This is a genomic window from Peribacillus sp. FSL M8-0224, assembly GCF_038003055.1.
Classification (GTDB): Bacteria; Bacillota; Bacilli; order Bacillales; family DSM-1321; genus Peribacillus; species Peribacillus frigoritolerans.
Genome location: NZ_JBBOOJ010000001.1, coordinates 5276524 through 5288829 on the forward strand (window position 1 = coordinate 5276524; position 12306 = coordinate 5288829).

Annotated in this window: 13 protein-coding genes; 1 reads left to right on the top strand and 12 read right to left on the bottom strand. The window is 41.8% G+C overall.

Annotation, left to right across the window (positions count from 1 at the left end; translation table 11 throughout):
* Positions 1–93 precede the first annotated feature (93 nt).
* The 11 genes from MKX49_RS25665 to MKX49_RS25715 all read right to left on the bottom strand — a co-directional run bounded on the left by MKX49_RS25665 (position 94) and on the right by MKX49_RS25715 (position 10501).
* On the bottom strand, positions 94–1386 hold the full coding sequence (locus MKX49_RS25665; RefSeq protein ID WP_034316136.1) for an adenylosuccinate synthase: 1293 nt from the start codon (positions 1384–1386) through the stop codon (positions 94–96).
* 281 nt (positions 1387–1667) lie between these two features.
* The gene (gene dnaB, locus MKX49_RS25670) at positions 1668–3032 is read right to left on the bottom strand and encodes a replicative DNA helicase (RefSeq protein WP_034316139.1); all 1365 of its coding nucleotides are present in this window, start codon (positions 3030–3032) and stop codon (positions 1668–1670) included.
* Positions 3033–3172: 140 nt separating this feature from the next.
* Positions 3173–3622 carry a 50S ribosomal protein L9 gene (rplI, locus tag MKX49_RS25675; RefSeq protein ID WP_034316140.1) on the bottom strand — a complete coding sequence of 150 codons (450 nt, stop codon included), beginning with the start codon at positions 3620–3622 and terminating at the stop codon, positions 3173–3175.
* Positions 3619–5589: a DHH family phosphoesterase gene (locus MKX49_RS25680; protein ID WP_034316142.1), complete on the bottom strand. Its 1971-nt coding sequence runs from the start codon at positions 5587–5589 to the stop codon at positions 3619–3621. The genes rplI and MKX49_RS25680 overlap by 4 nt, the downstream gene beginning before the upstream one ends.
* 41 nt (positions 5590–5630) lie before the next feature.
* Complete coding sequence (locus MKX49_RS25685) at positions 5631–6578, bottom strand: YybS family protein (RefSeq protein ID WP_048687977.1); 948 nt, start codon at positions 6576–6578, stop codon at positions 5631–5633.
* 236 nt (positions 6579–6814) lie between these two features.
* The gene (gene rpsR, locus MKX49_RS25690; RefSeq protein WP_034316147.1) at positions 6815–7054 is read right to left on the bottom strand and encodes a 30S ribosomal protein S18; all 240 of its coding nucleotides are present in this window, start codon (positions 7052–7054) and stop codon (positions 6815–6817) included.
* A gap of 47 nt (positions 7055–7101) precedes the next feature.
* Positions 7102–7629: a single-stranded DNA-binding protein gene (gene ssb, locus MKX49_RS25695; protein ID WP_034316149.1), complete on the bottom strand. Its 528-nt coding sequence runs from the start codon at positions 7627–7629 to the stop codon at positions 7102–7104.
* A 69-nt stretch (positions 7630–7698) separates the two neighbouring features.
* Positions 7699–7983, bottom strand: coding sequence for a 30S ribosomal protein S6 (gene rpsF / locus MKX49_RS25700; protein WP_034316153.1), 285 nt, complete (start codon positions 7981–7983; stop codon positions 7699–7701).
* Positions 7984–8177: 194 nt separating this feature from the next.
* On the bottom strand, positions 8178–9278 hold the full coding sequence (gene ychF / locus MKX49_RS25705) for a redox-regulated ATPase YchF (RefSeq protein ID WP_034316156.1): 1101 nt from the start codon (positions 9276–9278) through the stop codon (positions 8178–8180).
* Between the two features lie 168 nt (positions 9279–9446).
* Entirely contained in the window at positions 9447–9644 is a 198-nt protein-coding gene (locus tag MKX49_RS25710; protein ID WP_034316158.1) for a DUF951 domain-containing protein, read from the bottom strand.
* A 20-nt stretch (positions 9645–9664) separates the two neighbouring features.
* Complete coding sequence (locus tag MKX49_RS25715; protein ID WP_048687973.1) at positions 9665–10501, bottom strand: mechanosensitive ion channel family protein; 837 nt, start codon at positions 10499–10501, stop codon at positions 9665–9667.
* A gap of 371 nt (positions 10502–10872) precedes the next feature.
* On the opposite strand from MKX49_RS25715, the gene yyaC reads away from it, so the two are divergent.
* Positions 10873–11508 carry a spore protease YyaC gene (yyaC, locus tag MKX49_RS25720; protein ID WP_053536995.1) on the top strand — a complete coding sequence of 212 codons (636 nt, stop codon included), beginning with the start codon at positions 10873–10875 and terminating at the stop codon, positions 11506–11508.
* Between the two features lie 48 nt (positions 11509–11556).
* Here yyaC and MKX49_RS25725 read toward each other — a convergent pair whose 3' ends face one another.
* The gene (locus tag MKX49_RS25725) at positions 11557–12258 is read right to left on the bottom strand and encodes a DUF554 domain-containing protein (protein WP_340878244.1); all 702 of its coding nucleotides are present in this window, start codon (positions 12256–12258) and stop codon (positions 11557–11559) included.
* Positions 12259–12306 lie beyond the last annotated feature (48 nt).

The window sequence follows — 12306 nt, forward strand, 5'->3', positions numbered from 1 at the left end:
CGGTATCCCGGACCTCCCGAACGTGACATATAATGCATCGATCTTAAAAATGAAAGAAGAGCCGGCAAAAAAAGCCAGCTCCTTTTTCATGAATTACGCTAGACGCCAAGGGCTTCTCACGACATTTGTTTGGTTACGGTCAGGACCGACAGAGAAAGTGGTCAAAGGAATGCCTACCAATTGAGATACGCGCTCTACATAGTGGCGAGCGTTCTCTGGAAGCTCATCCAATGATTTGCAGCCTGTGATGTCTTCTGACCAGCCTGGCAGCTCTTCATAGACTGGTTTACATTCGCCAATCGCTTTCAAAGTCGCTGGTACCTCATGAATGATTTCGCCTTTGTATTCATAGGCCACACAAATTTTGACCGTATCAAGACCTGATAATACGTCAATCGAGTTCAATGATAAATCGGTAATCCCGCTGACACGGCGAGCATGGCGAACGACAACAGCGTCAAACCAGCCTACACGGCGCGGTCTGCCTGTAGTTGTACCATATTCACGGCCAATTTCCCGGATTTGGTTACCGACTTCATCATGCAATTCTGTAGGGAAAGGACCATCGCCCACACGGCTTGTGTATGCTTTACATACTCCAACCACATGGTTGATCTTCGTAGGACCTACACCCGAACCGATTGTAACTCCACCTGCAACCGGGTTGGAAGAAGTGACGAATGGGTATGTTCCTTGATCGATATCAAGCATGACACCTTGTGCTCCTTCGAATAATACCCGTTTTCCTTCATCAAGTGCGTCATTCAATACAACGGATGTATCACATACATATTTCTGCACTTGTTGTCCGTACTCATAGTATTCTTCCAAGATATCTTCGATTTTGAAACCTTCCGTTTCATAGAAACGTTCGAACATACGGTTTTTTTCGACAAGATTTTGAGACAATTTTTCCTCGAAAATTTCACGGTCCAAAAGGTCTGCCATGCGGATTCCGTTACGAGCAGCTTTGTCCATATATGCAGGGCCGATTCCCTTTTTAGTCGTTCCAATTTTGTTGGCGCCTTTACGGTCTTCTTCGACTTCATCCAATTTGATATGGTAAGGAAGAATGACATGTGCACGATTCGAGATACGAAGATTATCCGTACTCACCCCATGGCTATGTAAATAAGCAAGCTCCTCTACAAGAGCTTTTGGATCAACTACCATACCGTTTCCAATGACACAAATCTTATCACTATAAAAAATCCCTGACGGAATTAAATGCAGTTTATAGGTAACGCCGTTAAATTTAATTGTATGCCCTGCATTATTCCCACCTTGATAACGAGCGATGGCTTCCGCATTCTGGGATAGAAAATCTGTTATTTTACCTTTACCTTCGTCTCCCCATTGTGTACCGACTACTACAACTGATGACATCTGAATAAAGCACCTCCAAAGGTTCACGTAATACCGATCATTAACCGGTTCTTATCAAACAAACCTATTTTATCAATAATCCAAACTGGAAGTCAATACAAAATCCGAACAATACACTTTTTAAAAAATTCTTTGTTCGTAAATATGAGAAATTTCTTTCCGGTTTTTTTAGGATTGTCAAACATTATTGTACCCTCTGATTTCTTTTTCTATTATCATTAGGGCCTTTCTTTTTCCTGAAACAGAGAAAGCCCGCCATTGCATGAATGGCAGGCAGTCCCCTATGCGCCGGGAGACATCGAATCATCATCGAAGCGGCGTTCGAGATTAACGAATTTATTATATTCTTTTACGAATGCAAGCGAAACCGTGCCCACCGGACCATTACGCTGTTTCGCTATAATGATTTCAATGATATTTTTATTCTCGGATTCTTTATCATAATAATCATCACGGTATAAGAATGCGACGATATCAGCATCTTGCTCGATACTCCCGGATTCCCGGATATCAGACATCATCGGGCGCTTATCCTGACGCTGCTCCACTCCCCGCGATAGCTGGGAAAGGGCGATGACGGGCACTTTAAGTTCACGAGCCAGCGCTTTGAGTGAACGTGAAATCTCGGATACCTCTTGCTGACGGTTGTCGCCTGAACGGCCATCGCCTTGAATTAACTGCAGGTAATCGATCAATATCATGCCAAGGCCATGTTCCTGCTTCAAACGACGGCATTTTGAACGGATTTCACCAATCCTGACACCTGGCGTATCATCGATATAAATGCCGGCATTCGACAAGCTTCCCATCGCCATCGTCAGTTTACGCCAATCCTCATCAGTTAAGGAACCTGTCCGTAAATTCTGGGCGTTGATATTCCCTTCAGCACAGAGCATACGCATAACGAGCTGCTCTGCACCCATTTCAAGACTGAAAATCGCTACATTCTCCTCCGTTTTGGTCGCAACGTTTTGAGCGATGTTCAATGCAAAAGCGGTTTTACCAACCGAAGGACGGGCACCAACTATGATGAGGTCATTACGTTGGAACCCCGCTGTCATTCGATCTAGTTCAGCAAACCCTGTCGGTATTCCCGTGACATCCCCTTTACGGGTAGTCAAAATTTCTATGTTATCGTAAGTCGCAACCAATACATCCTTAATATTTTGAAAAGACCCGGAATTCTTACGCTGGGCCACTTCCATGATCGTTTTTTCTGCTTCACCGAGCAGCTCCTCGACCTCATCCTCGCGACTGTAGCCTTCCTGAGCGATGTTCGTCGCAGTCCGGATCAAACGGCGCAGCAATGACTTCTCCTCGACGATGCGGGCATAATATTCAATATTGGCCGCGGTAGGCACCGATCCGGCCAATTCACTTAAATAAGAAACCCCGCCAACTTCTTCAAGGTTTTTTGTCGCAGCCAATTCCTCTGTCACCGTAATCAAATCGACAGCTTTTCCTTCGTCATTCAATTTAAGCATCACATTAAAGATTTTTTGATGAGAGCTTCTATAAAAATCCTCTGGAATCAAAACTTCCGATGTAACGGTCAATGAAGAGGGCTCAAGAAAAATGGCTCCAAGCACAGCCTGTTCGGCTTCTATATTTTGAGGTGGAATCCTATCCTGAAATTGTTCTATCATATCTTAAAACCTCCCATTCTAAGAGGATACCTTTTATATGTTTCTAGTAAAAAAGAAAAAAGTGAAAGGACAACGTGCCCAATCACATTTTTCGTCTATCTCTATTTTATCAATTTTTCACAGATATGAAACAGCTAAAATTAGTTAATTTCTTTCACATGCACTGTCAGTGTCGCAGTGACTTCAGGATGAAGCTTGACTGGAAGCTTTGTATGCCCTAAAGTGCGGATGCCTTCAGCAAGCTCCATTTTACGTTTATCAACCTTGATACCGTGTTTTTTCTGAAGCTCAGATGCAATTTGTTTAGTCGTGATGGAACCGAATAAACGCCCGCCCTCACCGGCTTTGGCAGATAGTTCAACCGTTAATTTCTCCAGCTGCACTTTCAATTCTTCAGCCTGCTGCAGCTCTTCTGCTGCAAGTGATTCTTCTTTATTTTTCTGTGCTTCCAGAGTTTTCACATTTGAATTATTTGCTTCAACGGCCAATCCTTGTTTAAGCAGGAAATTATGTGCATAACCATCCGCAACATTTTTAACTTCCCCTTTTTTCCCTTTACCTTTAACGTCTTTAAGAAATATCACTTTCATTCTTTATATCCCCCTTCTAAATATTCATCAATAGCTGCTTTCAATCGACTTTCGGCTTCATCAATGGAGCATACCTGTTGAGTGGCGGCATTCGTTAGATGTCCGCCTCCATTCAACATTTCCATGATCACCTGTACATTGATATCACCAAGAGAACGCGCACTTATGCCCACCGTATCATCAGAACGCTTAGCCATTACAAAGGAAGCGACAACGCCATCCATCGTCAATAGGGTGTCCGCAGCCTGAGCAATGAGCACCTGATTATGAACCTGATCGGTTTTTGCCGCGGCAATGGCAATTCCCTTTTTATAAAAGATGACTTCTTCAATGAGCTTCGAACGTTTGATATAGGTGTCCACGTCTTCTTTTAAGAATTTCTGGACAAGTACCGTATCAGCTCCATGCGCCCTTAGATAAGAGGCAGCATCGAAAGTACGTGATCCTGTTCTTAAGGTGAAGCTTTTCGTATCGACGATGATACCTGCAAGAAGCGCCGTCGACTCCAGCATATCAATTTTTGAGCGTTTCGGCTGATATTCAAGCAGTTCCGTCACAAGTTCTGCCGTTGAAGATGCATATGGCTCCATATAGACGAGCAATGAGTTCTTGATGAACTCCTCACCCCGCCGATGATGGTCGATGACCACAACCTTATCGATTCTATTCAATAACCGCTCTTCAATCACCATGGAAGGTTTATGGGTATCGACCACAACCAGCAAGGTCTCATCCGTAATCATTTCTAATGCATCATCAGGTGTTATGAACCGGGCATACAGCTCTTCTTTATTTTTGATCTCTTCCATTAAACGAAGGACACTGCTGTCGAGCTGCTGGGTGTTTATGACAATATAGCCTTCACGTTCATTCATTTGGGCAACTTTCAAGATGCCGATCGCTGAACCGATTGCGTCCATATCCGGGTTTTTATGGCCCATGACAATGACTTTATCGCTATCAAGGACTATATCCTTCAATGCATGGGAAATCACACGGGCACGGACTCTCGTGCGTTTTTCCATCGGATTGGTTTTGCCGCCATAGAATTTCACTTTTCCATTCGCTTGCTTTATGGCCACCTGGTCACCGCCCCGCCCTAAAGCGAGATCCAAGCTGGACTGGGCAAGCGTACCTAGTTCCGGCAAGGATGATACGGCCGAGCCGACCCCGATGCTCAAGGTAAGTGGTACATTTTGCTTGGCCGTCGTTTCCCTGATTTCATCCAAAATCGAGAATTTCCCCTTTTCAAGCTGCTGAAGGATATGCTCATTAAAGACAGCGATGAATCGTTCCGAGGAAACCCGTTTGAAGAAAACGCCATTATCCCTTGCCCACTTATCGAGAAGTGAGGTAACCAAGCTATTAATGCTGCTTTTACGCTGATCATCCATACCCTGTGTCAAATCATCATAATTATCAAGAAGAATGATCGCAATTGCCGTTCGCTCATCTTCATATAATTTCTCAATTTCCACTTGCTCCGTCACATCAAAAAAGTAAAGAAGCCTTTCATCACGCTTATGGACCACCTTGAATTTCCGATCGTGGAGCGTAAGTGTCTCTGTCTCGATCTCTTGCTTGATTAACGGTACTATCGAGTCCGCAACATCGTATAGCGATCTTCCTGCCAAGGAGTCTTCACTAAAACAAGAAGCCAGGAATGGATTGGTCCATTCAATGTAATAATCCTCATTAAAGAGCATGATCCCAATCGGCATTTCCAATAACGCTTCCTCGCCCACCTTCTTTAAACGGTAGGATAAAGTCGTTATATACTCTTCTGTCTTCCGTTGCTTTTTTTCTACCATTCTTAATGTTAAATAAAATAAACCAGCAAGAATCAAAAGTCCAACAAGTGCAATAACCCAATTATAATAAGCCAGTACGCCCAAAAGTAAAACGACTGCGGCCAGCACCCCATACAATGGGGACTTAATCGAGTATTCTTTCAAATAAGATGGCATAGTTTCAGCTCCTAAAAGCATCTGTTTTACAAAAAAGTCTTCTATTCCTTTTTCTTGATTGTCTCCCTAAAAGGAAAGCCTAAATCTATTATACCTAAAAATCGGACGGCCGTCGTTATAATCGGAATCGGCAGAAGCAAAGAAAAAACCACAATTAAAACAGGTATCGCCTTAACCCATGACTTAACATGAGCGATATAGAATATCAGGGAATATCCTTGTAATAAAATGAAGAACTGCAGTATGAAAAATAGGTTCGTTATGGCCATATATACAAAACTGTTCTTGTCCGTATTCACAAAAAGAGCAAGAAGCATCGTAATTAAATAATACCATAAAAGGCTTTTCGGGAGTCGCAGATCCCGAAAATGAGGCCACTTTAACGCCTTATCACTGAACCTCTTCACAATGGGATGCGCTGCAAAGAAAATCAATAAAACCATGATGACGGACATCAAGACGAACAAACTTGGCATCAGCGTGTTCATCATATCGATCGATTCATACATCCGCTTTTGGACTTGTTCCGTCGGTGCCTGTCCAAAAGAATCCATGATGCCGATTGTATTTTCAAGGGACTCCTCGGCCATGTTCATCGATTCCTCTATGTAATTAACATCCGTTATCAACACTGAAGCTGCATATATTAATAAAATGCCTCCCAGGAAGACAAGGACTGCGCTTATGAACATAGGTGCCATCGGTTTGTCCTTTTTCAAAAAATAGCCGATCGCAATTCCCGTTGCCCCCATGAGCAAGGTCAGCGGTACAGACAATATCGTCCCGATGAGGATCGACAATAACGAGGCTACAAATAAGTAACCAAGGCTCCACGATAACTTTTGTTTGATTGTGACCAGTATGAATGGAATGGGTAAAAAGAAAGTAGTGAAAATACCCAATAGTGGGATTTGAATGGTGATGAACAATAAAATGCAATATAGTGCCAGAAGTGCTCCGCCCTCGGCAATTCGTCTCCCGCTATTCATCTTTATTTCACCCCCTGTTATGATTGATGTCTTATCTCCATCTTTATATTGTATCCGTTACGGCCAGGATATTTCAAACATCACAGTCTTTTTTGGGATATGATTATTTTTTCTGAGGAAAACACCCGGATAAATTTCTTCTGAAATAAAAAAAACGCCATTCAGCGGTTTACAGGCATAAGTGACAACTTATTAAAAAAGGCACATTAAGGATTGCTCCTCAATGTGCCAATTTATTATTCACCAGATACATATGGTAGTAATGCCATAGTACGTGAGCGTTTAATAGCAATCGTTAATTTACGTTGATATTTAGCGCTTGTGCCAGTTACACGACGTGGTAAAATTTTACCGCGTTCTGAGACGAATTTTTTAAGAAGATCTACATCTTTGTAATCAATTTTAGTGATTCCGTTAGATGTGAAATAACAAACCTTTTTACGCTTACCGCGTCCTTTACGTCCACCCATTGCCATAATAAATTTCCCTCCCTGCATTTTGAATTTTCATTTCAAACGGCTGTTTAAAATGGAAGATCGTCATCTGAAATGTCGATTGTCTTACCGTCATTTGCAAATGGATCATCATCTACACGAGTGTAGTTGTTATTGCTCCGTTGATTCTGATTAGGATTTTGTCCATACGAATTGTTGTCATTTCCGTTATTATTGCCATAACTTCTTTGACCCCCACCGTAAGAACCGCCTTCATTTCTTTCACCCGCTGAACTGCTTCGTGGTTCAAGGAATTGAACGCTCTCAGCCAGAATCTCCGTCACATATACGCGTTTGCCGTCTTGTCCTTCATAATTACGTGTTTGGACACGTCCATCCACGCCAGCTAAACTGCCCTTTTTCAAGAAGTTAGCTACATTTTCTGCCGGTTTACGCCAAACTACACAGTTAATGAAATCCGCTTCACGTTCACCTTGCTGATTCGTAAAACTACGGTTCACAGCTAAAGTAAAGGTAGCTACGGGAACTCCATTAGGTGTATATCGTAATTCAGGATCTTTAGTTAAGCGTCCTACCAAAACTACGCGATTCATCATCAGAATCAACCCCTAGGTTTCAAGCTTGTTTCATGTGAAACAAGATTAGAATTTATATTAAATATCGAATTATACTTCTTCTCTAGTAGCCATGTGGCGAATAATGTCTTCACTGATTTTAGCTAGACGATCGAATTCTTGAATCGCAGCACTTTCAGCGTTAACTTTAAGAAGCATGTAGTAACCATCACGGAAATCATTGATTTCATATGCAAGACGGCGTTTACCCCATTCTTTTGCTTCTACTTCCGCACCATTATCAGAAAGGATTGTGTTGAAACGTTCAACTAAAGCTTTTTTAGCTTCTTCCTCAATGTTTGGACGGATGATATACATAATTTCGTATTTTCTCATCACTGTCACCTCCTTTTGGTCTAAGCGGCCCAATTGGGCAAGGAGCAATTATTTATAATTACTCACAAGATAAAATTATAGCATAGTTAAAGAGGCTTTGCAACGAACGGTTCGACTTATTACAATTAAATGTAATCTAATGATTTAAGTCTAAAAAAAAGACCCTACATATGGAATGGTAGGGTCTTTGATTCTTATACGTTGAAACGGAAATGGATAACATCGCCATCGTTAACGATGTATTCTTTTCCTTCCAAACGAACTTTACCCGCTTCTTTTGCGGCACCATGACTGCCCGCTTCAAGTAAATCGGTATAAGATACCGTTTCGGCACGGATGAAACCGCGTTCGAAGTCCGTGTGAATGACGCCGGCACATTGAGGGGCTTTCATTCCTTTGCGGAATGTCCAAGCTCGCACTTCCTGTACACCAGCTGTAAAGTATGTTGCCAATCCAAGCAGATTATAAGAAGCACGGATCAACTGATCTAGACCTGACTCCTCGATGCCAAGTTCAGATAGGAACATTTCCTTTTCTTCACCTTCAAGCTCTGCAATTTCTTCTTCGATTTTGGCACAAATCACGATTACTTCGGCATTTTCCTTAGCGGCATATTCACGAACTTGCTGTACATATTCATTATCGTCAGCATTCGCCACTTCATCTTCGCTCACGTTCGCCACGTAAAGCGTCGGCTTAGCTGTAAGTAAATGCATGCCCTTCACGATTTTTTGCTGTTCTTCGGTAAACTCGACGGAACGTGCAGGCTTTTCATCTTCCAATGCTTCTTTTAAAGCCACAAGGATTTCATGTTCTGCTACAGCGGCTTTATCTTTTTGCTTGGCCATTTTTCCGACACGGTCGATGCGTTTGACAACAGATTCCAAATCGGCAAGGATCAATTCAAGATTGATGACCTCGATATCATCGATTGGATTTACTTTTCCGGAAACATGGGTAATGTTATCGTCTGCAAAGCAACGGACGACTTGACAAATTGCATCCACTTGACGGATATGGGAAAGGAATTTATTACCTAATCCTTCTCCTTTACTTGCTCCTTTTACGATCCCGGCGATATCCGTGAATTCAAATGCTGTCGGAACCGTTTTTTTCGGTTTTACCAATTCAGTCAATTTTTGCAGACGGTGATCTGGCACTTCCACAATCCCTACATTCGGGTCGATCGTACAGAAAGGATAGTTGGCAGATTCCGCACCTGCCTGAGTTATTGCATTAAATAAAGTGGATTTACCTACGTTAGGCAAACCGACTATACCAGCTGTTAAAGCCATTTATATTTCACTCCTTCAAGATGATTCGTACATATGGGAAAAGGACTGATCTTCTATAAAGACCATCCAATTACCTAAACCTTTCCCAATTATAGATTTCGCTTCCTAAAAAGACAAGTAAATCATGAGAAACGCCGGACTACTTTCACTCCCAAAAAAAAAGCATGATCACTCCTCATGCTTTTGCAGAACTTTTTTCATTTTCTTCGCGAATTCACGTCGAGGCAGCATCACGCTATGGCCGCATCCTTCACATTTTATCCGGATATCCATTCCGAGCCGTATAATTCTCCACTTATTCACTCCACAGGGATGTGGTTTCTTCATTTCCACAATATCCTTAAGTGCAAATTCCTTTTCTTCCATAATCATGAGCCCCCCAATTCCTATGACTCGCTGCCATTGTACGTAGATTTAATCCCACTTGCATCAAGTGCAGCACTTATTTCTTTTCTTAATATCCTACTGATTTCAATGTGATGCATCGGCTTTGTTTCCGCTTTAATCCGAAAGACGATTTCTTCAGGACTGATTTTTTCAATTCCCAAAAATTCAGGAGCCTTGATCAAGGCTTCGTATTTGCCTTCCATACTGTTTAAAAGATCAATCAGCACCTTCTCAGCACGCTCAGTCGATCCATCGTTAGGTATGGTCACATCAACTATTGCCACACTATTTAAAATGGAATAATTCGTAACCTGGATGATGCTGCCGTTGGGTATGAAGTGCAATTCACCTGCACCGCTTTTAATTTTCGTCGTACGAAGCCCGATTTCAATGACTTCCCCTTCAAAAGTATTGATTTTAATATAATCCCCAACCGAGAACTGATCTTCAAAGATAACGAAAAACCCGGTAATTATATCCTTGACCAAACTTTGTGCGCCAAATCCAATGGCCAAACCGAGAACACCTGCACCAGCGAGTAATGGCATTACATGAAGACCAAGAATCTCCAGAATCATCAACAAGGCAATGAAATTGATGACATAGGTAATGATATTTTCCAGCAATTTAATGAGTGTCGCTTCCCTGCGTTCCGTTACCCGAATAGGACTTCTTAAACGTGCTTTGAAAAATTTATTCAGAATAGTCTTTCCTATTGTAATAATAATACGCGATAACAGCAGAACAAGGAAGATTTTAATAATGCCCTCCCCCATCAGCAGCCATATCTTTTCATCCAATATCTCTTTTGCAACGTTATCATAAATGCGATCCATATTTTCCTCCTGCCTAATGCAAATAACAGCAAAACTATTATATCTTCGACGTATTCCTCTACCCTCCATGCATGGAGGTAACCATGAAATAGAGAGATTTTCTCTATTTTATCAATAAATAATGGTTTCTGTACAAAAAAATTATGGGTATATAGTTAATAGAATTTAGAAATTTTTTCCCGAACATTCAAATGATTATTTACTAGAAAGTATAGATGAAAGCAATTGGTAGAGGATAACGTCGATTCATATCCCCTTCACCTGTTTGCATGTTTTGCAAAAAATTCCCTCACCCATCATGTTAAATACCGTATATTTTCCTCTTTTTATCCGTATACTGTAATACCAAATAAAGTAAAGGAGTTGAGCCGATGAATCTGAATTCTAGTCTATTTAATAATAATAAAAATAGATTAAGTCGCATCCTGCATGAAGATACGGATGCATCCAAACAAATTTCCCAGGAATTAATCAACCTCCTCCCAACAGGAAAGCTTCAACCAATCGTCATCGTCTGCATAGGCACAGACCGTTCCACAGGCGATTCACTCGGACCACTTGTCGGCACTCTGCTTAGTGAAAAGGCTGAAAACAGTTCTTCTTCATTCCATGTTTATGGTACTCTGGATGACCCTATACATGCGATGAATTTACAGGAAAAATTAAATGAAATTAAAAAGCTGCATGCCAATGCCTTTATAGTCGGAATCGATGCTTGCTTGGGGAAAATGAAAAGCGTCGGCATCGTTCAGATCGGCCAGGGACCAGTTAAGCCGGGTGCCGGGGTCAATAAAGATCTTCCTTCAGTCGGAAATGCCCATATTACAGGAATCGTGAATGTAAGTGGATTCATGGAGTTCATGGTCTTGCAGAACACGCGTCTTAATCTTGTGCTAAAAATGGCCAAAACCATTGCCGAGGGGATTTATGAAGCGCAAAATCATTATCCAATAAAACCTTCCATCACTCCTTTCACATGGTCATTCAAGCAAGAAAAAACCCTTTGATCGGTTTTTTCATAAAAAAGAAGGAAGGGGCCAGCCCCTTCCTTTTTTTTATACATAATACATGAAAGTAACCAGAATGGCAGTGATCATTATGCCCGGAAGCAGATTCGCCACCCTGATTTTGGTGACACCGATAATATTCAAACCAATCGCCAAAATCATGACTCCACCAGCTGCCGTCATTTCCAATATGAAGGAATCCATTAATGCAGATGGGATCATCGTATTGATCTGCCTTGAAAAAACCGCCAGGAATCCCTCATAAAGAATGATCGGAAATGCTGAAAAAAGTACCCCTATGCCTAGCGTGCTGGCGAGGACAAGTGCTGTGAATCCATCGATTATCGCTTTTGTTATCAAAACGTCATGATCATTCCGGATACCGCTATCCAGGGCACCGATAATGGCCATCGCCCCAATCCCAAATATGAGCGTAGCCGTTACAAACCCCTGAGATATCGAGGTTCCTTCCTTCGCTTTCATCCTGCGTTCAATCCAATTGCCTAAAGAATTAAGCCTGCCCTCAAGATTCATCCATTCACCGAGGACCGCCCCGCCGACAATACTTAAAATGACAACAAGGAAATTATCACTTTTAAACCCCATCTGCAAACCTAAAACCATCACGGCTAACCCGATACCGCTCATGACCGTTTCTTTAATCTTTTCAGGTATACGTTGTAAAAACCTTCCTAAAATCGAGCCGATTAAAATGCAGGCACCATTCACCAAAGCCCCTAATAATACCATCTCATCCACCTAATTTTCTGCATAAGTCTTCATGATCTTTTCATAAGG